Annotated in this window: 18 protein-coding genes and 1 rRNA gene; 5 read left to right on the forward strand and 14 right to left on the reverse strand. The window is 73.8% G+C overall.

The window, feature by feature from the left end; genetic code table 11:
• Positions 1-239: 239 nt before the first annotated feature.
• The 4 genes from ald to AB0G74_RS01190 all read right to left on the reverse strand — a co-directional run bounded on the left by ald (position 240) and on the right by AB0G74_RS01190 (position 6,655).
• Positions 240-1,355: an alanine dehydrogenase gene (ald, locus tag AB0G74_RS01175; RefSeq protein WP_361138980.1), complete on the reverse strand. Its 1,116-nt coding sequence runs from the start codon at positions 1,353-1,355 to the stop codon at positions 240-242.
• A 203-nt stretch (positions 1,356-1,558) separates the two neighbouring features.
• The gene (locus tag AB0G74_RS01180; protein WP_361138983.1) at positions 1,559-3,766 is read right to left on the reverse strand and encodes a tetratricopeptide repeat protein; all 2,208 of its coding nucleotides are present in this window, start codon (positions 3,764-3,766) and stop codon (positions 1,559-1,561) included.
• Positions 3,767-4,250: 484 nt separating this feature from the next.
• Entirely contained in the window at positions 4,251-4,913 is a 663-nt protein-coding gene (locus AB0G74_RS01185; RefSeq protein WP_361138893.1) for an NUDIX hydrolase, read from the reverse strand.
• 92 nt (positions 4,914-5,005) lie between these two features.
• A complete protein-coding gene (locus AB0G74_RS01190) occupies positions 5,006-6,655 on the reverse strand; it encodes a CTP synthase (protein WP_361138986.1) in 1,650 nt (549 codons plus the stop codon).
• A gap of 620 nt (positions 6,656-7,275) precedes the next feature.
• Here AB0G74_RS01190 and AB0G74_RS01195 point away from each other — a divergent pair.
• Both AB0G74_RS01195 and AB0G74_RS01200 read left to right on the forward strand, forming a co-directional pair.
• Positions 7,276-9,084 (forward strand): glycoside hydrolase family 15 protein, encoded by a 1,809-nt coding sequence (locus AB0G74_RS01195; protein ID WP_361138989.1) that lies wholly within the window; start codon positions 7,276-7,278, stop codon positions 9,082-9,084.
• Positions 9,085-9,097: 13 nt separating this feature from the next.
• Positions 9,098-10,732: a PucR family transcriptional regulator gene (locus AB0G74_RS01200; RefSeq protein ID WP_361138896.1), complete on the forward strand. Its 1,635-nt coding sequence runs from the start codon at positions 9,098-9,100 to the stop codon at positions 10,730-10,732.
• 684 nt (positions 10,733-11,416) lie between these two features.
• Here the strand turns inward: AB0G74_RS01200 and AB0G74_RS01205 are convergent.
• Together AB0G74_RS01205 and recN are read right to left on the reverse strand one after the other, a co-directional pair.
• Positions 11,417-12,520 (reverse strand): glycosyltransferase family 4 protein, encoded by a 1,104-nt coding sequence (locus AB0G74_RS01205; protein WP_361138899.1) that lies wholly within the window; start codon positions 12,518-12,520, stop codon positions 11,417-11,419.
• Positions 12,521-12,699: 179 nt separating this feature from the next.
• Positions 12,700-14,442 carry a DNA repair protein RecN gene (recN, locus tag AB0G74_RS01210; protein WP_361138901.1) on the reverse strand — a complete coding sequence of 581 codons (1,743 nt, stop codon included), beginning with the start codon at positions 14,440-14,442 and terminating at the stop codon, positions 12,700-12,702.
• Between the two features lie 95 nt (positions 14,443-14,537).
• Between recN and AB0G74_RS01215 the strand changes: the two genes are divergently transcribed.
• Positions 14,538-15,431 carry a DUF3592 domain-containing protein gene (locus AB0G74_RS01215; protein ID WP_361138904.1) on the forward strand — a complete coding sequence of 298 codons (894 nt, stop codon included), beginning with the start codon at positions 14,538-14,540 and terminating at the stop codon, positions 15,429-15,431.
• Between the two features lie 53 nt (positions 15,432-15,484).
• On the opposite strand, the gene AB0G74_RS01220 is transcribed toward AB0G74_RS01215, so the two are convergent.
• The 3 genes from AB0G74_RS01220 to AB0G74_RS01230 are packed head-to-tail and all read right to left on the reverse strand — an operon-like array spanning position 15,485 to position 17,434.
• Positions 15,485-16,405, reverse strand: a complete 921-nt coding sequence (locus AB0G74_RS01220) for an NAD kinase (protein ID WP_361138906.1) — start codon at positions 16,403-16,405, stop codon at positions 15,485-15,487.
• Complete coding sequence (locus AB0G74_RS01225; protein WP_361138909.1) at positions 16,402-17,217, reverse strand: TlyA family RNA methyltransferase; 816 nt, start codon at positions 17,215-17,217, stop codon at positions 16,402-16,404. Before AB0G74_RS01225 ends, AB0G74_RS01220 begins: the two co-directional genes overlap by 4 nt.
• Before the next feature lie 7 nt (positions 17,218-17,224).
• Positions 17,225-17,434: a hypothetical protein gene (locus AB0G74_RS01230; protein ID WP_361138992.1), complete on the reverse strand. Its 210-nt coding sequence runs from the start codon at positions 17,432-17,434 to the stop codon at positions 17,225-17,227.
• A gap of 195 nt (positions 17,435-17,629) precedes the next feature.
• Between AB0G74_RS01230 and AB0G74_RS01235 the strand changes: the two genes are divergently transcribed.
• The gene (locus tag AB0G74_RS01235; RefSeq protein ID WP_361138912.1) at positions 17,630-17,977 is read left to right on the forward strand and encodes an SCP2 sterol-binding domain-containing protein; all 348 of its coding nucleotides are present in this window, start codon (positions 17,630-17,632) and stop codon (positions 17,975-17,977) included.
• A 91-nt stretch (positions 17,978-18,068) separates the two neighbouring features.
• Here the strand turns inward: AB0G74_RS01235 and AB0G74_RS01240 are convergent, their stop codons facing one another.
• Positions 18,069-18,929 (reverse strand): ABC transporter ATP-binding protein, encoded by an 861-nt coding sequence (locus tag AB0G74_RS01240; protein ID WP_361138915.1) that lies wholly within the window; start codon positions 18,927-18,929, stop codon positions 18,069-18,071.
• 150 nt (positions 18,930-19,079) lie between these two features.
• The gene (locus tag AB0G74_RS01245; protein ID WP_361138917.1) at positions 19,080-20,171 is read right to left on the reverse strand and encodes an HAD hydrolase-like protein; all 1,092 of its coding nucleotides are present in this window, start codon (positions 20,169-20,171) and stop codon (positions 19,080-19,082) included.
• Positions 20,172-20,243: 72 nt separating this feature from the next.
• Here AB0G74_RS01245 and AB0G74_RS01250 point away from each other — a divergent pair, with 72 nt between their 5' ends.
• Positions 20,244-21,530, forward strand: a complete 1,287-nt coding sequence (locus AB0G74_RS01250) for a DUF1015 domain-containing protein (protein ID WP_361138920.1) — start codon at positions 20,244-20,246, stop codon at positions 21,528-21,530.
• A gap of 72 nt (positions 21,531-21,602) precedes the next feature.
• Here the strand turns inward: AB0G74_RS01250 and AB0G74_RS01255 are convergent, their stop codons facing one another.
• The 3 genes from AB0G74_RS01255 to rrf all read right to left on the reverse strand — a co-directional run bounded on the left by AB0G74_RS01255 (position 21,603) and on the right by rrf (position 23,929).
• Positions 21,603-22,343, reverse strand: a complete 741-nt coding sequence (locus AB0G74_RS01255; RefSeq protein ID WP_361138923.1) for a hypothetical protein — start codon at positions 22,341-22,343, stop codon at positions 21,603-21,605.
• Entirely contained in the window at positions 22,310-23,359 is a 1,050-nt protein-coding gene (locus tag AB0G74_RS01260; protein ID WP_361138926.1) for a hypothetical protein, read from the reverse strand. The genes AB0G74_RS01255 and AB0G74_RS01260 overlap by 34 nt, the downstream gene beginning before the upstream one ends.
• 453 nt (positions 23,360-23,812) lie before the next feature.
• Positions 23,813-23,929 (reverse strand): 5S ribosomal RNA (gene rrf / locus AB0G74_RS01265).
• Positions 23,930-24,087: the final 158 nt, after the last annotated feature.

Here is a 24,087-nt window from a genome sequence, read left to right on the forward strand (position 1 = left end):
GATCCTCCCCACTGGCCCCGGCGGAACGGGTCCGGCGGCGCGAAGTGTTCGCGGCGGGCCGGACGAACCGCCGCCCGCGGGAACGCCCCCGGCCGGACCTCGCGGGGCAAGGTCCGGCCGGGGGCGTGGAGTTGACGTCGTACCGGTCGGCTCGGGCGGACCGGGCGGACCGGCGTTCGGCGGGCCCGCCGGGGCCCGGGAACACCGGCCCGCGGAGGCACCGGGAGCGACGCGGCGGATCAGCCGATCAGCGCGCCCAGTTCGGTCCGCGGCAGTCCGTGGGCCTCGGCGACGGGGCCGTAGACGACCTGGCCGTCATGGGTGTTGAGGCCGAGGGCCAGGGCGGGGTCGCGGCGGAGCGCCTCGACCCAGCCGCGGTTGGCCAGTTCGACGATGTAGGGCAGCGTCGCGTTGGTGAGCGCGTAGGTGGAGGTGTGCGGCACCGCGCCCGGCATGTTGGCGACGCAGTAGAAGACGGAGTCGTGGACCGCGAAGGTCGGCTCCGCGTGGGTGGTCGGACGGGAGTCCTCGAAGCAGCCGCCCTGGTCGATGGCGATGTCGACAAGGACACTTCCGGGCTTCATCTTGGCGACCAGCTCGTTGGTGACCAGCTTCGGGGCCTTGGCGCCCGGGATCAGTACGGCGCCGATCACCAGATCGGCCGCGACGACGGCCTTCTCCAGCTCGTAGGCGTTGGAGACGACGGTCTGCACCTTGGTGCCGAAGATCTTGTCGGCCTCGCGCAGCTTGTTGATGTCCCGGTCGAGCAGGGTGACGTGGAAGCCCATACCGACGGCGATCTGGGTGGCGTTCCAGCCGGAGACACCGCCGCCGATGACGACGGCGCGGCCCGCGTGGGTGCCGGGGACGCCGCCCGGGAGCACTCCGCGGCCACCGGCGGAGCGCATCAGGTGGTACGCGCCGACCTGCGGGGCCAGCCGCCCGGCGACCTCGGACATCGGGGCGAGCAGCGGCAGCTGGCGGCCCGCGGTCTCGACGGTCTCGTAGGCGATCGCGGTGGTGCCGGACTCCAGCAGCGCGTCGGTGCACTCACGGGAGGCGGCGAGGTGGAGATAGGTGAAGAGGGTCTGGTCCTTGCGGAGCCGGTGGTACTCCTCCGCGATCGGCTCCTTGACCTTGAGCAGCAGATCGGCCGTGGCCCAGACCTCGTCGGCGGTCGGCAGGATCACGGCCCCGGCGGCGGCGAACTCGGTGTCGGTGATGGAGGAGCCGAGACCGGCGCCGGCCTCGATGAACACCTGATGACCGTGGCGCGCCAGCTCGTGCACGCCGGCGGGGGTGATCGCCACCCGGAACTCGTTGTTCTTGACCTCGCGGGGGATGCCGACCTTCACGTCGATCACGGTCCTTGGCTCAGGGGATAAGGAGGGTATTTGTCAGACGAACCCGTACACACAGGGCGCACGGGTACACACCGCGAGATAACGCGATGGAGCCAGTATTAATGAAGGGTTTCCCGCTGTCTAGCCTTGCAAACCTTTATTTCCCTCTGAGGCCACTACGGATTTCGTAGGCACATCGGCGAAACCGCCTTCGTTCACACACCGTGACCGATGGCACCCCGTGCCACTCCGGCCCCGTCCGTACCGGTACCGCCGCCACCCGGGGCACGGCGCCCGGAACCCCGGGCCCGCCGCTCCCCCGCCGGGACGCCGGACCCCGGGGCCGGGGCGGCCTCGGCCGCCGGACCGGACTCCGGTCCCGCCGCCCGCGCGCCTTCCGGTACCGGCTCGCCGCCGGCCCCGTCCCCCGCTCCTTCCGCGGATCCGTCCGCGGTCTCCAGCAGCCGCTCGGCCCCGGAGCGCTGGAGCCGGGCCGAAGCCGGGTCGCCCAGCCGGTCGAGGGTGTCGGCCAGCCGGAGCCGGAGCGCCGCCTGGAGCCGTACGTCCCCCGCCTGCCTGGCCCACTCCACCGCCTCCCGGCAGGTCCGCAGGGACTCCTCGGGCCGGCCCGCGTACTCCTGCACCCTGGCCGCCTCGCTCAACGCCCTGGCCTGCGACGGCAGATCCCCGGTCCGCCGGTATCCGGCGACCGCGGCCCGCCAGCAGCGCAGCGCCTCCCCGTACCGCCCGGCATAGGTGTGCGCGGTGCCGAGCCGCCCGTGGAGCCGGGCCTCGTCGGCCCGCTCGCCCCGGGTCTGCCGCTGGGCCAGCGCCCGGCCGTACCAGTCGGCGGCCCGCTGCCAGTCGCCCAGCTCCTGCCAGGCGCCGCCGACGGATTCCATCGCCCGGCAGACCGCGTACGGGTCACCGGCCCGGCGCCCGGCGTCCAGCGCCGCCCGGTAGCGGGCCAGCGCGTCGTCGTTCCGGCCGGTGCGGGCGTCGAGGTCGCCCAGGTTCAGCAGGGCGGCGGCGGCCTCCCGGGGCAGCTCACGGCGCTCGGCCACATCGAGGACCAGCTGATGCAGCGGATAGAGGTCCCCGGCGGCGGCGTCGGTGCCCCGGTGCGCGGCCAGCGCTCTGACCAGGGCCGCGACCAGCCGTCTCGCCAGGGTGTCCAGCTCGCCGTCCTCGACCGCCAGCCGGGCGGCGGCCAGCAGCCCGGGGCGGCGCAGTTCCAGCCACGCGGCGGCGGCCGGGGCGTCGGGGAAGCGCAACGGCCGGGGCAGCGACTCGACCGCCGTCCTGGCGGGCGACCCCTCGGGTTCGGTGGCGGCCCGGCACGACTGGAGCTGGCGGACCGCGCGCTCCAGGGTCCTGGCCCACGCCAGTTGCACCTCACCGGGTTTGTCGTGGGTCTCGCTCAGGGCCCGCATCAGCGGGACCAGTACCCCCGGCACCCCGTACAGCGGGCCCTCGCGGTGCAGTACGCCGAGCGCCACGAAGCCCTCCAGGGCCCGGTGCGCCTCGTCCGGGGAGCAGCCGCCGACGGCCGACGCGATCTGGGCGTCCACGATCCCGGCGGGGGCCAGCGCGAGCAGCCGCAGCAGCCGGGCGGCGGCGGACGGCAGGGAGTCGTGCACCAGCCGGAACGCCCGGGAGACGGGCCGCGCGGACTGGGGCACCTCGTCGTCCTCGGGCAGCGCCCGCAGCTGGCGGGTGGCGTCGGCCACCGACACCTGGGGGCGGGCCGCGAGCCAGCCGCCGACCATGACCAGGGCCGCGGGCTGGCCCGCGCACTCCTCGGCGACGGATTCCGCGGCCTGGGGGTCGACGGTGATCCGCACGGAGCCGGTGAAGGTGGTCAGCAGCTCGATGGCGGCCTTCGGGTCGAGCCCGGCGACGGTGCACGGGCGGACCCCGGGGATCCCGGTCAGCGGTCCGGAGCCGACCACCACCAGCAGACAGTCCGGGTCGTCGGGGAGCAGCGCGTCGACCTGTTCGGCGTCGGCCGCGTCGTCGAGCAGCAGCAGGATCCCGCGCCCGGCCAGGCTCTCCCGGACCAGCTGCGACAGTTCGTCCTCGCCCGCGCCCGGCGGGGCCGCGACGCCCAGGGTGCCGAGCAGTTCCCGGGCGGTCTCGTCGGTGGGGACGGCCCGGCCGCCGGGTTCGGTGAGCCCGGCCCGCAGCACTCCGCCGGGGTAGCGCCCGGCCAGCCGGGAGACCAGCCGCCGGGCCAGCGCGGTCCGGCCGGAGCCGGGCCGTCCGGCGATCAGCAGCACGCGGGCCCGGGGGGCCTTGCGGCCCGCGATGGTGTCGAGTCCGGCCCGTTCCACATCGGCCAGCAGGGAGGCCAGCTCCCGCTGCCGGCCGAAGAACGGCCCCGGGGATCCGAAGGACGCACCGGTTCGACCGACCGCGTCCACCGCCTGATCCGTCGCCTGATCCGTCACGGGCCACGCTCCCGTTCAGTCCGTGCACTCTCGCCGAGCCCGGCGGGAATCCGCACGGGCGTTCCGAGCGTAGTTCACTCTCTGCGACGATTCGGTGTCCGCAGCCCCGGCACTTCACCTGATCGGATCAGTGGGATCAGAAGATCATCTGACTGGATGACCAATGACTCCGGTGGGGTGTCCCTCCGGCGGGGGAACGTGACGGGCGGACCGCGACGGGGCACCGGCGGCGGACGGCCACCGCGCGGCGGATTCCGCCGTACGAGGCCGTACGGGACCGCACGGGGGGGGAATCCTTAGGCGGCACCGGGGCGCCGGGCACGTCTCCCGTGCCTGAAGGGCTCCGGCGGTGAGTGCGCGGGCCGGGTGCCGGGCGGGACCGTGCGGTCACGCCCCGGAACCCCGCCCGCCGACCCGGCGGCGGACCGGCACGACTCAGACAGACGACTCAGCCAACTCAGGCGTCGAAGGGGCGGGCGGGCCAGGGGGCCCCGGCCGGGCGGAGCGCGTCGAAACCGTCGCCCGCGCGGGCCGCGATCGCCGACGTCACCCCCACCACCAGGCAGTTGTTGTGCAGCTCCCCGGCGAGCACGCCACGGGCCAGCTCGGTCAGCGGTACCCGGGCCAGCTCCATGTCCGCCTCCTCCTCGGAGACGTCGAACCGCTCGCCCTCGACCGGTGACAGATCGCGGGCGAGGAAGATCCGTACGGCCTCGTCGCAGCCGCCGGGCGTGGTGTACACATCCGTGAGCACCCGCCAGTCCTCGGCCTTGACGTGTGCCTCCTCGTACAGCTCGCGCTCCGCGGCGTGCAGCGGGTTCTCCCCGGGCACGTCCAGCAGCCCGGCCGGGATCTCCCACAGCCGCTGCCGTACGGGGTGCCGGTACTGGCGCACCAGGACGACCCGGTCCTCGTCGTCGAGGGCGAGTACCGCCACCGACCCGGGGTGGACCTGGTAGTCCCGGCGGGCCACCGAGCCGTCGGGCATCACCACGTCGTCCGTGCGGACGCTGGTCTTGTTGCCCCGGAACTGGACGGTGGTCGCGGTGACCCGCCACTCCTCCGGTGTGTCCACGACGGCTCCGGCCTCAGCCGCCGCCCCGGTCGTCTCGTTCGCCATCCCGGCCCTCCCGCACAGTAGATCGGGGTACGGGCCGCCTGTGGGCCCGTACCCCGGATTACCGTAGCGCCCTGATCACCGGGCGCCCGACCTCAGGCGCCGGACTTCCGCTCCACGGCGGCCTTCACCAGACCGGCGAAGAGGGGGTGCGGGCGGGTCGGCCGCGACCGCAGCTCCGGGTGGGCCTGGGTGGCGACCAGGTACGGGTGCACCTCGCGCGGGTACTCCACGTACTCGACCAGCTTGTTGTCCGGGCTGGTGCCCGAGAAGAGGATGCCCGCCTTCCGCTCCAGCTCCGCGCGGTAGGCGTTGTTCACCTCGTAGCGGTGCCGGTGGCGCTCCTCGACGTACGGCTGGTCGTCGTAGACCTCGCGCACGATCGAGCCCTCGGCCAGCTTGGCCGGGTAGAGACCGAGCCGCATGGTACCGCCGAGGTCGCCCGCGCCCTCGACGTAGGCCAGCTGCTCCTCCATGGTGGAGATCACCGGATGGGCGGTGGCGGCGTCGAACTCGGTCGAGTTCGCCTCGGCGATCCCGGCGAGATTGCGGGCAGCCTCGATCACGATGCACTGGAGACCCAGGCAGAGCCCCAGCAGCGGGACCCGGTTCTCCCGGGCGTACTGGATCGCGCCGACCTTGCCGCTGACACCGCGGTCGCCGAAGCCGCCGGGGATGCAGATCGCGTCCACGTCCTCCAGCTGCTGCTTCGCCCCGGCAGGGGTCTTGCAGTCGTCGGAGGTGACCCACTTGACCTTGACCCGGGCCCGGTTCGCGAAGCCGCCGGCCCGCAGCGCCTCGGTCACCGACAGATAGGCGTCGGGCAGATCGATGTACTTGCCGACGAGCGCGACGGTGACCTCGTGGTCGGGGTTGTGGACCCGGTCCAGCAGGTCCTCCCAGACGGTCCAGTCGACATCGCGGAACGGCAGGTCGAGCTTGCGCACGACATAGGCGTCCAGGCCCTCGGTGTGCAGCACCTTCGGGATGTCGTAGATCGACTTGGCGTCGATGGCGGCGACCACCGCGGCCTCGTCGACATCGCACATCAGGGAGATCTTCCGCTTGATCGCGGTCGGCACCTCGCGGTCGGCCCGGAGCACGATCGCGTCCGGCTGGATGCCGATATTGCGCAGCGCGGCCACCGAGTGCTGGGTCGGCTTGGTCTTCAGCTCGCCCGACGGGCCGATGTACGGCAGCAGGGAGATATGGACGACGAAGACATTGTCCCGGCCGACCTCGTGCCGCACCTGGCGGACGGTCTCCAGGAACGGCAGCGACTCGATGTCGCCGACCGTGCCGCCGACCTCGGTGATCACCACATCGACGTCGTCGGTCGCCATCCGGCGGATCCGGCTCTTGATCTCATTGGTGATATGCGGGATGACCTGCACGGTGTCGCCCAGGTACTCGCCGCGCCGCTCCTTGGCGATCACCTGCGAGTAGACCTGGCCGGTGGTGACGTTCGCCGAGCCGTCGAGGTCGACGTCGAGGAAGCGCTCGTAGTGGCCGATGTCCAGGTCGGTCTCGGCGCCGTCGTTGGTGACGAACACCTCGCCGTGCTGGAACGGGTTCATCGTGCCGGGGTCGACGTTCAGATAGGGGTCGAGCTTCTGCATCGTCACCCGCAGCCCGCGGGCCTTGAGCAGCGCACCCAGGCTGGAGGCCGTCAGGCCCTTCCCGAGGGAGGAGGCGACGCCCCCGGTGACGAAGATGTGCTTGGTCGTCATGGTGTTGGGCGGCATCGCCAAGAGGGGCTCCCGTGGTCGCGAGGTGAGGTGCGTACCGGCTTCCCCGGCGAAGACCCGGAGGGGGTCGGGGGGATGCCGTAGCTGCGGTTCCGGGGCTGCTGTTCGGCACAGGCGGGCCACCGTCCACGGGGTACCAGGGTATCAGCGACGAGGGGAGACCGCTTCCGCCCACACCCGCCGATGCCTCCGGTGCGCCCCCGCTCCCCCCGTGCGCCACCCTGTGGCACCACCCCCCGGAAGATCAGGTTCCGCGCGCCGCCCGCCCCTGTCCGTACCCCCTGCCCACCCCTGCCGCGCCCCCCTGAGATTCGGCTTACATCTGCCTTACACCCGCTCCCACCAGCACTTCACCCATGGCTCACTCGTTCGGATCACTCACGTTGCCGAGACCGCCACGCGGATGCCCGTACCGCGTCGTATCCTGCTCGGACACTCGCTCTGCTGAGCGATGCCGAGGGGCGCGCTAAGCGCATCAGAGCAGGGTGGTGATGGACGGCGGACGGGGCGGCTCGGAACCGCGTTCCCGCACGTCAACCCGGACCCCGTGCTCGCGACGGAAGCGGCCCCGACCACAGCAAGCGCCCTACGGGGCGGACGTGGCCGTTCGACTGGAGATGCACGTGGCCGGGCGCATCGAGGATTACGCACTCATCGGAGACATGCAGACCGCGGCGCTGGTCTGCCGGGACGGCACAGCCGACTGGCTGTGCCTGCCGCGCTTCGACTCGCATGCCGTCTTCGCGGGACTGCTCGGCACCGAGGAGCACGGCTTCTGGAGACTGGGACCCGCCCATTCCGACGAAGCCGAGCCCCCCGCCGCCGACCGGCGCCGCTACCGGGGCGACTCCCTCATCCTGGAATCCGAGTGGGACACCCCGCGCGGCACCGTCCGGGTGACGGACTTCATGCCGCCGCGCGACGGCGCGCCCCAGCTGATCAGGATCGTGGAGGGCGTCAGCGGACGGGTGCCGATGCGCTCCGCCCTGCGGATGCGGTTCTCCTACGGACGGGTCGTGCCGTGGGTCCACAAGGTCGACGGCCGTACGGTCGCCGTCGCCGGACCCGACTCGGTGTGGTTCGACTCCCCCGCCGACACCTACGGCAAGGACCTGACCACCTACTCCGACTTCACCGTCGCCCCCGGCGAGCGGATCGCCTTCACCATCTCCTGGCAGCCCTCCCACCACCGGCCGCCCGCCCTCCCCGAGCCCGAGGCGTCCCTGGAGGCCACCGAGGAGTTCTGGCGCGAATGGGTGGAGCACTGTACGTACCACGGCCCCTACCGCGAGGCCGTGATCCGCTCCCTGATCACCCTCAAGGCCCTCACCTACGCCCCCACCGGCGGTATCGTCGCCGCCCCGACCACCTCCCTCCCCGAGGACATCGGCGGCGTACGGAACTGGGACTACCGCTACACCTGGCTCCGCGACGCCGCGATCACCCTCTCGTCGCTGCTGCGCACCGGTTACCGCGACGAGGCCCGCGCCTGGCGCGAGTGGCTGCTCCGGGCCGTCGCGGGCGACCCGGAGAACCTCCAGATCATGTACGGCATCGCGGGCGAGCGGGAGCTGGGCGAGGCGGAGCTGGACTGGCTGCCGGGGTACGAGAACTCCACCCCCGTACGGGTCGGCAACGGCGCCGCCCACCAGCTCCAGCTCGATGTCTACGGCGAGGTCACCGAGGCCCTCCATCTGGCCCATATGACCGGCCTGGCCCGGAACGACTACGCGTCGCTGCTCCAGCTCAAGCTGATCGAGTACCTGGAGAAGCACTGGATGGAGCCCGACGAGGGCATCTGGGAGGTCCGCGGCCCCCGCCGCCACTTCGTCCACTCCAAGGTGATGGCCTGGGTCGCCGTCGACCGGACCATCAAACTCATCGAGGCCGGGGACGTCGACGGACCGCTGGAGCGCTGGCGGCAGCTCCGCGACGACATGCACCGTGACGTCTGCGAGAAGGGCTACGACCGGGAGCGGAACACCTTCACCCAGTCGTACGGCTCCAAAGAGCTGGACGCGTCCCTCCTCCTCATCCCCCAGATGGGCTTTCTGCCGCCCGACGACAAGCGCGTCATCGGCACCATCGAGGCGATCCAGCGCGAGCTGTCGACCGAGGACGGCTTCATCCTGCGCTACCCCACCGCCGGTGACGACGCCGGGGTCGACGGCCTGGAGGGCGACGAGGGCGCGTTCCTCGCCTGCTCGTTCTGGCTCGCCGACGACCTGGCGATGATCGGCCGGGTCGACGAGGCCCGCAAGCTCTTCGAGAAGCTGCTCGCGCTCCGCAACGACCTCGGGCTGCTCGCCGAGGAGTGGGACTCGAAGAACGGCCGCCAGGTGGGGAATTTCCCGCAGGCGTTCAGCCACGTCCCGCTGATCGACACGGCGCTCCGGCTCACCGCGTCCGGCGCCTACGGCGGATAGGAACAGCACACCCGTGGAGACCCCGACCCCCGACGCACACCGGGGCGGTATCACCGTCCGCCGGGCGCTCGAACTGCCGGGACTGCGGTCCGGGCTCCCGGAGGTCGTCGTCGGCGCCGAACGGCTCGACCGCTCGGTGCGCTGGGTCCACGCGGGCGAGGTCCCCAATATCGCCTCCCTCCTCAAGGGCGGCGAACTGCTGCTGACGACGGGTCTGGGCCTCGGCACCAGACCCGCCGATCAGCGCGTCTTCGTCCGGCGGCTGATCGAACGGGGCATCGCGGCGCTGGTCGTCGAACTCGGCCACCGGTTCACCCGGCTGCCGTCGGCGATCGTGGACACCGCACGGGCCGGCGGCCTGCCGCTGGTCCAGCTCCACCGCGAGGTCCCCTTCGTCACGGTGACCGAGGAGATCCACACCGAGATCGTCAACGGGCACTACACCCTGCTCCGCCGCGCCGACGAGGTCCACCGGCGCTGTACCGAGGTCCTCCTCGGCGGAGGCGGCGTACCCCGGGTACTGAGCATCCTGGCCGAGTTCGCCGGAAACCCGGTCTTCCTGGAGACCGCCGACGGCGAGCTGCTGTACGCGGCCGGGCCCGGCGGCCAACAGGCGGCCGAGCCGCTCCAGGTCTGGGAGGGACTGCGGGGCCGCCCCGGGGCCCGGCTCACGCCACCCGCCGGGACCGTCCTCGTCGACGTCCCCGGCGGCGGCCAGGGCGCCCCCCGGGCCCGGCTCGTACTGCCCGCGGTCGACACACCCCCGCACCCCGTCCACCGGATGGCCGCCGAACGGGCCGCCGGACTGCTCGCCGTCGTCCTGATGCAGGCCCGGCAGGAAGAGGAGCTGGCCGCGCGCGGCCGGGGCGACTTCCTCACCGACCTCGCCGAAGGCCGGATCGCCCCCGGCGACGCCCCCGCCCAGGCCGGGCTGCTCGGCTTCCGCCCCGCCGGTACGGGCCTCCTGCTGCCGGTCGTGATGCGGTTCTCCCCCGCCGACGGCACCTGGGCGGCCCTGGCCCGTACCGTCCTCGAAGAGCTGTCCGCCGTCGGTGTCCCCGTCCTGCTGGGCGTACGTCCCGTGGAGGGCCGCGTCCCGCTGCTGGTGGGGCTGCGCTCCGCCGCCGACCGGGACCCGGTGGCCGACCGGGTCGCGGCGGCACTGCGGACCGGAGTCGAACGCGCCGGGCTCGACCGGGCCGGAGCCGGGCCGCCCGTCGTCGTGGTCGGCGGACCGGGCGACTGGGACACCGTCCCCGCCATCCTGCGGCACACCGCCGAAACCGCGACGGCCGCACAGGGCCTCACCGGCCGCGCCTGGTACGACGCCCGGCGCCTCGACATCGAACTCCTCCTCTGGCGACTCCGGGGCGACCCCGACCTCGCGGCGTTCGTCGACCGCGCGCTGGGCCCCCTCCGGGACCACGACGCGACGGCCCGCCCGCCGCTGCTCCCGACCCTGGAGACCTATCTCTCCCACACGGGCCGCAAGGCGGAGACGGCCCGCGAACTGCACCTCAACCGCCAGACGCTCTACAACCGCCTGGCCCGGATCTCGGAACTCCTGGCGACGGACCTGGACGACCCGGATTCGATCCTCACCCTCAACCTCGCGCTCCGCGCCCGCCGCCACCTCGCCTCCGGCTAGGGCCACCCGCCCACGGCCCGAGCCCACCCGTTCCCGTCCTGCGGCTCGCCGGTGCCTCGCCCCTCCGGATCACCGCCTCACTACCCGGGCCGCGCCCGGCGACCTGGCGTTCTCGGCGGCCCGCAGACCGCCTGTGGCTTGTCGCGCAGTTCCGCCCCCTATGCCTCCGGCAATGGGGGGACCCCCAGCGCCTTGGCCCTCCGGGTGAGGCCCACAACCCGGGCCGCGCCCGGCAGCCTGGTGTAGTTCGCGGTCTGCGGACCGTGCTGGCTGGTCGCGCAGTTCCCCGCGCCCCTAAATGCTCTCCCGCTCCTCGCCCTTGAAAAGGGGGCCCGTCTCGCCACGAGGGCGACGAGGAGGGCAACCCAGGGGCGCGGGGAACTGCGCGACAAGCCACAGGCGGGCCGCAGACCGCGAACAACACCAAGTCGCCGGGCGGGACCCGCGTCTTTCGGCGACGTCGTGGAGGGCCGAGGCGCTGGGGGTCCCCCATTGCCGGAGGCATAGGGGGCGGAACTGCGCGAACAGCCACAGACGGGCCGCAGGCGCGACTGAAACAGCGGCCCGGCAGGGCAGATGGCACGGGCGGCAACCCGAAGGGCCAAGGCGCTGGGGGTCCCCCGTCGCCACAAGGCACAGGGCGCCGCGGACGGCGGACAGCGCGCGGCCCGGGGGAGGGGCTCCTCAGCGGAAGGCGCCCCCGGCTCGGGGGACCAGTTCGTCGTAGACGCTCAGGACGTGCGCGACCGTCTCGTCCTCCGTCTGCCAGGTCGCCGCCTGCGCCCGTCCCGCGCGGGCCAGCGCCGCCCGGCGGGCGGGGTCGGCCAGCAGGGCCGAGAGGGCGAGGGCCAGCGCGTCGGGGTCGCCGTACGGGACGAGTTCCGCCGCGTCGCCGACCAGTTCCGGCACCCCGCCGACGGCGGTCGCGACGAGCGGCACCCCGAGCCGGAGGGCTTCCTGCGCGAGGACGGAACGCGCCTCCCACCGGCTGGGCAGTACGGCGACGTCGGCCGCCGCCAGCAGGTCGGTGATGTCGTCGCGCCGCCCGAGGAGCCGTACCGGCAGGTCCTCCGTGTCGACGCGCCGCCGCAGCGCGGCCCGGTCCCGGCCCTCTCCGGCGACGAGGACGAGCGGCGCGGGGTCGGCGCCGAGGTCCCGGAGCCGGGCGGCGGCGTCGAGGAGGACGTCGTACCCCCGGTGGGGTGCGAGGCTGCCGACGGCCAGGACGAGCGGCCGTCCGACGGCCCCGAGTTCGGCCCGTGTCTTGTCGGGCGGGAGGCCGTCGCCGGGGGCCACCGGCGGCGGTACGGCGACGGGCGCGAGCCGGGCGTCCCTGGCGCCCCGGCGGCGGGCCCGGTCGACGAGTTCGGAGCAGGTGCCGAGGACGACTTCGGACGCCCGGGCGACCCGCCGCTCCAGCAGCCGCAGGGCGTGGCCTCGGGCGCCGTCGGCCCGGGCGCGGGTGTGCCAGGTGACGACGAGCGGCACGGCGAGTCCGCGGAGCGCCACGGCGGCCCGTGCCCCGGCGTGCAGACCGTGTGCGTGGACCAGGTGCGCGCCGCGGAACGCGGCCCGGAGGGCGCCGATCGAGAGGGGGTCGCCGCGCCGCGGTACGGGGGTGAAGTCGGCACCCGTACCGGGGAAGTCGTAGTCGTGTTCGAGTCCGGCCGGCGCGCAGACGGTCACCCGCACGCCGCGGGCCACCAGCCCCGAGGCCAGTGACCGGACGTGCGCGCTGCTCCCCGCGCTGCCGCCGCCCAGTACCTGGACCGTACGCAGCTGTGTCACCCGTCAAGGATGCCAGCCCGCCGGGCCGTTGCGGCAATGTGGGTGTACGGGGCCCATATCCCCGTACACCCGATTCACCCACACGGCGTACGGCCGCCACGGCGGGACCGGGCCGGGCCCGGCCGCGGCGCCGCGCCGTCAGGCCCCCGGTATCTCCGGCACCGCCGGAACCCGGGCCGTCATCCGTCGCTCCGCGCGCTCGCCAGCAGCTCCTCCGCGTGGGCGCGGGCGGTCTCCGAGTCCTCCTGGCCTGCGAGCATCCGGGAGAGTTCGCGGACCCGGTCCTCGCCTTCGAGCACGGTCACGCCGCTGCGGGTGACGGAGCCGTCGTTGGTCTTCTCGACCAGGAGCTGACGGTCGGCGAAGGCGGCCACCTGCGGCAGATGTGTCACCACCACGACCTGTGCCGAGCGGGCGAGTTTCGCCAGCCGCCGGCCGATCTCGACCGCGGCCTTGCCGCCGACGCCCGCGTCGACCTCGTCGAAGAGATAGGTGGGCACGGGGTCGGTCCCGGCGAAGACGACCTCGACGGCGAGCATCACCCGGGAGAGTTCGCCTCCGGACGCGCCCTTGGCGATGGGCCGGGGCGGCGCCCCGGGGTGCGGGGCGAGCAGCAGTTCGACCTCGTCGACGCCGTGGGGCCCGTAGGCCACGGTCCGGCCGTCGAGGTCGACGCCGTCCGGGTCGTCCTGCTGCCGGAGCGCGAAGGAGACCCGGGCGTGCGGCATCGCCAGGGACGCCAGCTCTTCGGTGACGGCGGCGGCGAACCGGTCGGCGGCCTCGGTCCTGGCGTCGGTGAGCCGCCGGGCGAGACCCGCCAGTTCGGCCCGGACGGTGTCCCGTTCGGCGGTGAGTCCGCCGATCCGGTCGTCGTCGCCGTCGAGTTCGGCGAGCCGGGCGGCGCCCTCCTCGGCCCAGGCGACGACGGCGGCGATGTCCTGACCGTACTTGCGGGTGAGGGCGGTGAGGGCGGCCCGGCGCTCCTCGACGGCGGCGAGCCGCCGGGGGTCGGCCTCCAGCCGGTCGGCGTATCCGGCGAGTTCACCGGAGACGTCGGCGAGGAGGATGGAGATCTCCCCCATCCGGTCGGCGAGGGCGGCCAGCGCCGGATCGTGGGAGCGGACGGCGTCCAGCGCCCGGCCCGCGCCAGCGACGAGGGTGGTCGCGTCGACGCCCTCGGGGTCCTCGGGGTCGCCCGCGAGCGCGGCGTGCGCGGCCGACGCGGCGGAGGCGAGGGCTTCGGCGTGGCCCAGGCGCTCCGCCTCGGCGGCGAGTTCGGCGTCCTCGCCCGCCCGGGGTTCGGCGCCCGCGATCTCGTCGAGTCCGAACCGCAGCAGATCGGCCTCCTGGGCCCGTTCCCGGGCCCGGGTGGTCAGCTCGTCCAGTTCGGCGGTGAGGGCCCGCAGCCGCCGGTAGGCGGTGGTGTACTCGGCGAGCGGCCGGGAGACCGCGGCGCCCGCGTACCGGTCCAGCGCGGCCCGCTGCCGGGCGGGCCGCAGCAGCCCCTGCTGATCGGTCTGGCCGTGTACGGCGACGAGGTCGTCGGCCAGCTCCGAGAGCAGCCCCACGGGTACGGACCTGCCGCCGACGTGGGCCCGGGAGCGGCCCTCCGCCGAAACGGTCCGGCTGATCAGCAGGGTGCCGTCGTCCAGCTCGGCCCCCGCCTCCTCGGCTCGTACGGCGGCGGACGCGCCGGACGGGACCGCGATCCGTCCCTCGACGACGGCGGACTTCGCGCCGATCCGCACCAGGGCGGGGTCGGCGCGCCCGCCGAGCAGCAGCCCCAGACTGGTGACGACCATGGTCTTGCCCGCGCCGGTCTCGCCGGTCACCGCGGTGAAACCGGGGGACAGCTCGACGACGGCGTCGTCGATGACCCCGAGCGACCGTATCCTCATCTCCTCCAACACGGACACGACCATACGAGGTTTCCCGGCCGGCGCGCGACGCCGACCCCGTGCCGATATCCCCGTCATCACCTGGTACGACCGGACAGCCGTGGCTCTATGCTCCGCCGATGCCGGAAAACACTTCACCAGAACTGGTGATCGCCTCCGGGCGCGCGTCCGCGCGTTTCGACGGTTCCCGACTGATGTTCACCCACGGCCGGACGGCGTGGGAGATACCGGTGGCGGCGGTCCGGGCCGTGGAGACGGGCGGTCCCGGTCCGCGCGCGGGCGTCACGGTCCGGTTCCGGCCCGGTGTGGTGCTGCCGGAGGGCACCGGCCCCGTGCCCTTCCTGTTCCTCCCCGCGGAGCACGCGCACGCGGCGGAGGCGTTCCGGGCCCGGCTGGCGCGGGCGGTGGCCGACGCCCCGCCGGTGGACGCGGCGGAGGTCCGGGTCTCGGTCGTCACCGGCCCTTCCGCGCTGCGGCGGCTCCGTGTCGGCGCCAACGGACGGCGGATCCTGTCCGGGGCGGTCCGGCTCGGCTGGTTCGCGGTGGTCCTGAAGGTGACCCTGGCCACGGACGAACCGGTCTTCGCGGCCTTCCTCACCTTCCAGGCCCTGTGGATGGCGCCGGTGGGATGCCGGATCGCCGCCGGGGGCGTACCGGCCCGCAGCCGCCCCCGGCGGACCTTCGCCCGGCGACGGCTGCGCCGCCGCGGTATCACCGTCCGGGGCCGGATCACGCGCTACCGTCCGGTCCGCGGCGACTACCAGTACTTCCCCCTGTTCGCCTTCACCACGGCCGAGGGGCGGGAGTTGCGGGACGTGGTGTCGCTGCGGACGGTGTTCTCCGACGACGAGCGGGGCACGGCCGTCGACGTCGTCTACGACCCCGAGGACCCCACCCTGGTCACGCGCTCGGGCCCGCGCGCGTACTCCGTCCTCTTCCCCCTCGTCCTCGGTGTGCTCGTCCTGGCGACGGCCGGGCTGATGCTGGTCGGCGGCCGGGCCGTCGGCGGCTGAGGCCGCCGAACCGGCCGACCCGAACCGGGCCGACGGGTCCGGCCCCGGTCCCGTCACTGGACGGGCGGCGCCCCCCGCCAGCCCGCGATAGGCAGGGCGAACTTCGCCACCAGCCGGTCCGTGAACGACGCGTGGTGCAGCCGGGCCAGCCGTACGGGTACGGCTCCCCTGCGGACCTCCACCCGAGCCCCGGGGGGCAGTTCGACGGTCCGGCGGCCGTCGCACCAGAGCACCCCGTGCGGGGTGTGTTCCTGGACCTCCACCGCGAGGACCGAGGTGGGCGCGGTCACCAGCGGCTTGGCGAAGAGGGCGTGCGCGCTGATCGGGACCATCAGCAGCGCCTCCACCTCGGGCCAGACGACGGGGCCGCCCGCCGAGAAGGCGTAGGCCGTGGAGCCGGTGGGGGTGGCGCAGACGATGCCGTCGCAGCCGAACGCGGTCACCGGGCGGCCGTCGATCTCCAGTACGACCTCCAGCATCCGGTCCGGGGAGACCTTCTGTACGGCCGCCTCGTTCAGCGCCCAGTCCTGGTGGACCGTGTCACCGTTGTGGCAGACCACCACATCGAGGGTCATCCGCTCCTCGACCTCGTAGGCGCGGTCGACCACCCGGTTGACGACCCGGTCGAGGTCGTCGCGTTCGGCCTCGGCGAGAAAGCCGACCCGGCCGAGGTTGACCCCCAGCATCGGCACCCCCGAGGCGCGGGCGAACTCGGCGCCGCGCAGCAGGGTGCCGTCACCGCCGAGCACGATGAGGAGTTCACAGCCGTCGAGGGCGTCGGGGGTGGCCTCGGGTACGGTCGCGACCGCCGGGGGCAGCGGCAGGTCCGCCGCCTCCGCTTCGAGGACCCGGACCCCGAGTCCGCTGCGGAGCAGCCCCTCCACGACGAGTTCGGCGCTGCGGACGGCCGCCTTGCGGCCGGTGTGCGCGAGGAGGAAGACGGTCCGTTCGCTGGTCGCCGCTGGTGTGGTCAACGAGGTCCCTCCGCCACTGCTCGATCGAGGTCCGCCTGGTCCAGCCCGGGCGCCCCGGCCCGGAGCCAGAGGAAGTACTCCACATTGCCGGACGGTCCGGGCAGCGGGCTGGCGGTGACGCCCAGAACGCCCAGTCCGAGGGCCGCGGCCTGGTCCGCCACGGTCCGTACGGCCTCCTTGCGCAGTTCGGTGCTGCGGACGACGCCGCCGCTGCCGAGCCGTTCCCGGCCCACCTCGAACTGCGGTTTGACCATCAGCACCAGATCGGCGCCGGGCGCCGAGCAGCGGACCAGGGCGGGCAGCACCAGTCCGAGCGGGATGAAGGAGAGATCCCCAACGACCAGGTCGGCCAGGGCGCCGTCCAGGGCCTCCGGGGTGAGTTCGCGGACATTGGTCCGGTCCTTGACGGTGACCCGGTCGTCGCTCTGGAGCGACCAGGCGAGCTGTCCGTAGCCGACGTCGACGGCGAAGACCCGGGCGGCGCCCGCGCGCAGCAGTACATCGGTGAAGCCGCCGGTGGAGGCCCCGGCGTCGAGCGCGACCCGCCCTTCGACGGCCAGCCCGAGTGGGGTGAAGGCTGCCAGCGCGCCCGCGAGTTTGTGGCCGCCCCGGGAGACGTAGTCGGGGTCGGAACCGTCGGCGGCGACCACGATCGCGGCACTGGTCTCGACCTGGGTGGCGGCCTTGGTCGCGGTGGTGCCGCCGACGGTGACCCGCCCGGCGGCGATCAGCTGGCTCGCCTGCTCGCGCGAGCGCGCGAGTCTGCGGCGTACCAGCTCGGCGTCGAGGCGACGGCGGGCGACTCCTGCCACGTTCGGTTCAGCTCCTGTGGTCGTGCGGTACGGGGTGCGCGGGGTGGTGCGCGGCGGGTTCGGGCGCGTCGAGCCCGGCCAGGACGTCGCGCAGCCCCCCGTGTACATCCTCGTACACCGCCAGGTGTCCGTCGGCCGGGAGGTGGTCGGCGTCGGCGAGACGCTCCAGTACGGTGTCGACCCCGGTGTTCCCGGTCGGGGCGCGGACCACGCCCAGCGGCGCGGGCGCGGCCGGTTCGTACGGAGCGACGGCCGGTACGTCCCCGTCGGCGCCGCCGTGCCGCTCGCCCCGGTCCGTCCGCTCCACGGGGTCGCGGTCGCCGTCGTGTTCGGGGCCCGGGCCCGGCCCTGCGGGCGTCACGTCGTTCATGCCCCGACGCTACCCCGAAGGTCTGGGGTACGGTCGATCACGATGGCGACGAAGGAAGAGTGCCGTGAGGCGCTCGGCAGACTCAGTGACAATCTCACCCGCGCGGACGGCGACGTCCGCGCCGCGACGGCGCTCGACCGCTCGTTGAGCTGCCACATCACGGATCTGGACGTCACGTTCACCGGGCGGCTGCGCGGCGGTGCGATCGAGGTGGCGGACGACCACGCGGGCCCGCCGCGCGAGAAGGCCGCGATCCGGCTGGCGATGACGGGCGACGACCTGGTCGCGATGGTCGACGGCCGGCTGAACTTCGGCCGGGCGTGGGCGTCGGGCCGGGTCCGGCTGGAGGCCGGTTTCCGCGATCTGATGCGGCTCAGGTCCCTGCTCTGACCCGTCCGCCCCGATAGGCACCCGTTTCCCGGGCGGCCGTTCTCACCGGGTGATACGTCGCCCCATGACACGTATCACCGTACGGCGGGTACTACCGCTTTTCGACGGCCGCCGCCCGCTCGGGCGCGGTCTTCGGGGAGCCCGTGGCGGCCGGGGGTACGACGGCCCCGCGTCGCCGGGCCACCGGCACCACCAGCGGCGTACCGGACTCGGGGTCCTCGATGACCCGGCTCCGTACCCCGAAGACCTCCTCCACCAGCTCCGCCGTGACGACTTCCGACGGTGTGCCCTCGGCGACCACCCGGCCGTCCCGGAGGGCGACCAGGTGTGTGGCGTACCGCGCGGCCTGGTTGAGATCGTGGAGCACGGCGACCAGGGTCCGGCCCTGGCTCTCGTGGAGTTCGGCGCAGAGGTCGAGGACCTCCAGCTGGTGCTGGATGTCGAGGAAGGTGGTGGGCTCGTCGAGCAGCAGCAACGGGGTCTGCTGGGCCAGTGCCATGGCGATCCACACCCGCTGGCGCTGCCCGCCGGACAGCTCGTCCACATAGCGCTCGGCGAGATCGGCGACCCCGGTCGACGCCATCGACTCGCGGACGATCCGCTCGTCCTCCGGCGACCACTGCCGCAGCAGCCCCTGATGGGGGTAGCGGCCCCGGGCGACCAGGTCGGCGACGGTGATCCCGTCGGGCGCCACGGAGGTCTGCGGCAGCAGCCCGAGGATCCTGGCGACCTTCTTCGCGGGCAGGGAGTGAATGGTCTGCCCGTCCAGCAGCACCCGGCCATCGGTCGGCTTCAGCATCCGCGACAGGGCCCGCAGCAGGGTCGACTTCCCGCAGGCGTTGGGGCCCACGATGACCGTGAAGGAGTGGTCGGGGATCGCGACCGTCAGATCCTCGGCGATGACCCGGCGGTCGTAGCCGAGGGTGACCGATTCCGCGGTGAGTCGCTGCATGGGGGTGGTAACTCCTGGTTCGACGGCCCGCGGTCCGGCGGTCCGCCCCGGGCCACGGACCGGTACGAACCACCACACCAGGGGGAAGTTAGGTAAGCCTACCCTCCCGCACCGGTCACCGGCCGGGCCCGGGAGCCGCGGGGCGGCGGCTCACCACCCCAGCCGGGACAGCGCCTTGCCCGCGTCCCCGCCGTACGCGCCGGGACCGGCGGCCGTCCAGGCGGCGGCGCACAGCGCCCGCAGCCCGTCCAGGGGCGTCCCCGCGCCGTCGAGGACCAGCGCCCCGTCCCGTACCGCCGCCGTCCAGCCACCGCAGCCGAATCCGGCCGCCGCGTCCCCGGCCCCGTCCCCGGAACCCGCGGACAGCCCCGACGCCCCTGACACCTCTGACACCTCTGACACATCGGGCTGCCCGGTCAGCAGTCCCCGCAGATCCTCGTCCACATACGTCGGCCGGTGCCGGGGCTCCGCCGCCAGCAGCCGCGCCGGGTCGGTCACCCCGGTCAGCACCAGCAGGGAATCCACGTCCCCGTGGAACGCGCCCTCGATATCGGTGTCCAGCCGGTCCCCCACCACCAGCGGCGTCCGGGCCCCGGTCCGCAGGATCGTTTCGCGGTGCATCGGCGGCAGCGGCTTCCCCGCCACCTCCGGCTCGGCGCCGGTGGCGATCCGGACCACCTCCACGGCGGCGCCGTTGCCCGGCGCGATCCCCCGGGCGCCCGGAATGGTCAGATCCGTGTTGGACGCGAACCACGGCACACCGCGCCTGATCGCGTAACTCGCCTCCGCGAACCGCCCCCAGGGCAGTTCGGGCCCGCCGTAGCCCTGGACGACGGCCGCCGGATCGTCGTCCGCCGAATCGACGGGTACGAGCCCGCGTTCCCGCAGCGCGACCCGCAGCCCCTCACCGCCGATCACCAGCACCCGGGCTCCCGCCGGGAACCGTTCCGCGATCAGCCGGGCCACCGCCTGCGCCGAGGTGATCACCTCGTCCGCCTCGGCGGGCACACCCAGCTCGGTCAGATGCCGCGCCACCGCGTCCGGCGGGCGCAGCGCGTTGTTGGTGACGTACGCCAGCCGCATCCCCGCCTCCCGGGCGGCCCGCAGCGACTCCACGGCGTGCCCGATGGCGTGCCCGCCCGCGTACACCACCCCGTCGAGGTCGAGCAGGGCGGTGTCGTACGCCGTGCTCAGCGCCTCCGCGCTCCCGTCCGGACGGTTCCTGATCTGCCGCCGACTCATCCGTCAACACTCCTCGTACCGCGGTCACTGCCCCGATCATCGCTCATCCCGGGGCGCGCTTACGATGCTCGGATGAACAGCGAAGGTCCCGCGGCCACCGACGGCCTGCGCCTCCTCCCCTTCCGCGGACTGCGCTACGTCCCCGAACGCGTCGGCTCCCTGGCCGCCGTCACCTCGCCCCCGTACGACGTCGTCGTCCGCCCCGACGGGCTCGCCCACCTGGAGTCGGCGGATCCGCACAACATCGTCCGGCTGATCCTGCCGCAGGCCGGGACCGCCGAGGCCAGGCACCGCCGGGCCGCCGACACCCTCACCCGCTGGCTCGCCGAAGGCGTGCTCGCCGCCGATCCGGAACCGGCGCTCTACGTCTACGAGCAGCGCCACGGCGATCTGCTCCAGCGGGGGCTCATCGGCGCCCTCGCGCTCTCGGAGCCCGCCGAGGGCGTCGTCCTGCCGCACGAGGACGTCATGCCCGACATCGTCGCCGACCGGGCCGATCTGATGCGGACCACGGACGCCAATCTGGAGCCGCTGCTCTTCACCTACCGCGGCGACGGCGACGCCACCGGCGCGACCGCCGTCGTCGAGGACGCCGTACGGCGGCCCCCGCTGCTGGCCACCACCACCGAGGACGGCTTCAGCCACCGGCTGTGGGCCCTGACCGACCCGCTGGAGCTGGCCGCGGTCGGCAAGGACCTCGCCGGCCGCCAGGCGCTGATCGCCGACGGCCACCACCGCTGGGCGACCTATCTGCGGCTGCGCGCGGAGCGGCCGGATCCGGGCCCGTGGAGCTACGGCCTGGTCCTGCTGGTCGACACCGCCCGCTATCCGCTGCGAGTGCGGGCGATCCACCGGGTGGTCCGGCGGCTGCCCGTCCCGGCCGCCCTGGCGGCCCTGACCGCCGGGGACGCGTTCCGGGTACGCCGGGTGGACGGGCCGCTGCCCCGGGCGCTGGACGCGCTCGCCGAGGCCGCCGCCGAAGGCAACGCCTTCCTGCTCGCCGGGGACGGCTCCTTCCGGCTCGCCGACCGCCCCGACCCGGAGCTGCTGTCCCGGACCGTACGCGCCGACCGGCCCGAGGCATGGCGGTCCCTGGACGCGACCGTGCTGCACGCGACCGTCCTGGAGCGGCTGTGGCGGATCCCGGACAGCCCGGACGAGATCGGCTACATCCACGACGCGGTGGCGGCCGTGGAACACGCCGAACGGCACGGCGGTACGGCCGTACTGCTCCATCCCGTACGGGAGGAGATCGTCCGCGACCTGGCCCGCCAGGGTGTCACCATGCCCCGCAAGTCGACGTCCTTCGGCCCGAAGCCGGCCACCGGACTCGTCCTGCGCAGCCTCGCCCTGGAATAGCCGGGCGTACGAACGAGAGGAGGGGCGGCCCCGAACGGGACCGCCCCTCCTCTCGTCTCAGCCCGTCACCGCTCAGGCGTCGCGGTCCTCCGCGTCGCCCTCGCCGGCCGCCGCGGCGTTACCGGCGTCGCCCTCGGACGCGGCGGCGGAGCCGTCGGCGTCGCCGGGGGCACCGTCCGTGTCCGTCACATCGGTCGTGTCCGTCGCGTCCGCCGGCTCCTCGGCGTCCATCGCGTCCACGAACTCGACGCCGTCGATCTCCGCCAGCCGGTCGGAGGCGTCGGTCGCCCCGTCCTTGTCGGCCTCCAGCGCCTTGCCGAACCACTCCCGGGCCTCGGCCTCACGCCCGGCCGCCAGCAGGGCGTCGGCGTACGCGTACCGCAGCCGCGCGGTCCACGGCTGTACGGAGCTGGACGCCAGCTCGGGGCTCTGCAGGGTCACGATGGCGGCGTCCAGCTGCCCCATGTCCCGCCGGGCACCGGCCGCGACGAGCCGCATCTCGACCTGCCCGGCCTTGTCCAGCTTCTGTGTCTCGGGCTCACCGGCCATCGCCAGCGCCCGCTCGGGCCGTCCGAGGCCGCGCTCGCAGTCCGCCATGACGGGCCACAGCTCGACCCCGCCGGTCATCCGCCGCGAGGCCCGGAACTCGGCCAGCGCCTCGGAGTACCGCTGAGTGGCGTACGCGGCGAACCCGGCGGCCTCGCGGACCGCGGCGACCCTGGAGGCCAGCCGCAGCGCGACGCGGGAGTAGCCGTACGCCTCCTCGGGCTCCTCGTCGATCAGCCGCGCGACCATGACGAGGTTGCGCGACACGTCGTCGGCGAGGCCCTTCGGCAGGCTCTGCAGCTCCTGCCGGACGTCCTGGTCGATCTCCTCGCCGGTGACGTCGTCCGGGATGGGCAGCCGCTTGACGGGCTCGCGCTCCGGCCGGTCGCGGTCGCGGTCCCGGTCGTCACGGCGGAAACCGCCGCCGGAACGGTCGTCGCGGCGCCCGTAGCCGCCGCCCGAGGGGCGGCCACCACGGTCACGGTCGTACCCGCCGCCGGGCCGTCCGCCGGGACGACCGCCCCGGTAACCGCCCCGGTCGTCGTCACGACGGAACGACGGCCGGTCGTCCCTGCGGTCGTCGCGCCGGTCGTGCGAACGGTCGTCACGCCGCCCGTAGCCGCCGGAGCGCTCGCCGCCGCGGTCGTCACGACGGTCATCACGGCGGAAGGAAGGCCGGTCGTCGCGGCGCTCGTGGGGACGGTCGTGCGAACGGTCGTCGCGACGGAAGCCACCACCGGGACGGTCACTGCCACGGTCGTCACGGCGCGGCCCGCGGTCCCGGTCGTTGCCGCGGTCGTTGCCGCGGAACCCACCACGGTCACGGTCACGGTCGTCACGACGGAACGACGGACGGTCGTCACGACGGTCGTGCGAACGGTCATCACGGCGGAAGCCACCGGAACGCTCGCCACCCCGGTCGTCCCGCCAGTCGTCCCGACGTCCCTGAGAACGGTCGTCACGACGGAACCCGCCACCGGGACGGTCGCCGCCCCTGCGGTCGTCACGGCGATCGTCACGGCGGTCGTGCGAACGGTAGCCACCACGGTCGCCGCGGTCCCGGTCGTCGTCACGGCGGAAGGCCGGCCGGTCGTCCCTGCGGTCGTCACGCGGGCCTCGGTAGCCACCGCCGGGGCGGTGGTCGTCACGCCGCCCGTAGCCGCCGGAGCGCTCGCCGCCACGGTCGTCACGGCGGTCGTCACGGCGGAAGGAAGGCCGGTCGTCACGACGGTCGTGCGAACGGTCGTCACGACGGAACCCGCCACCGGGACGGTCGCCGCCACGGAAGCCACCGCCGGGACGGTCACCACCACGGTCGTCACGGCGGTCGTCACGGCGCGGCCCGCGGTCCTGGTCACGGTCGTTGCCGCGGAACCCACCACGGTCACGGTCACGGTCGTCGCGACGGAACGGCGGCCGGTCGTCGCGGCGCCCGTAGCCTCCGCCCGAGGGGCGGCCACCACGGTCGTCACGGGCACCCCGGTAACCTCCGCGGTCCCCGTCACGACGCGGGCCACGGTCGTCGCGACCACCACGGAATCCGCCCCGGTCACCACCGTCTCGACGGCGCGGTTCGCGCTCCGGACGGTCGTCGGGAGAGTTGGTGGACATCGACGTGACTCCTGTCTTCGGTACTGCGGCCATTCTCGCGCACCCGGCGATGGGGCGCGCTGCGACGGAAATAAAAAAGGCCCTGGGCCCAGCGTTGAACGCTGGACCCAGGGCCCTGAAAGATTGTTCGGCGGTGTCCTACTCTCCCACAGGGTCCCCCCTGCAGTACCATCGGCGCTGAAAGGCTTAGCTTCCGGGTTCGGAATGTAACCGGGCGTTTCCCTCACGCTATGACCACCGAAACCCTAACGGTTTCGAGCGAACAAGCACACTCTTCAATTGATGTTCTGCTCAAAACCGGCAACGGTCGTTGCCTCAGAACTAACACAGTGGACGCGAGCATCAATGGACAAGCCCTCGGCCTATTAGTACCGGTCACCTCCACCAGTTACCTGGCTTC

Source organism: Streptomyces sp. NPDC020875 (genome assembly GCF_040641415.1).
GTDB lineage: Bacteria > Actinomycetota > Actinomycetes > Streptomycetales > Streptomycetaceae > Streptomyces.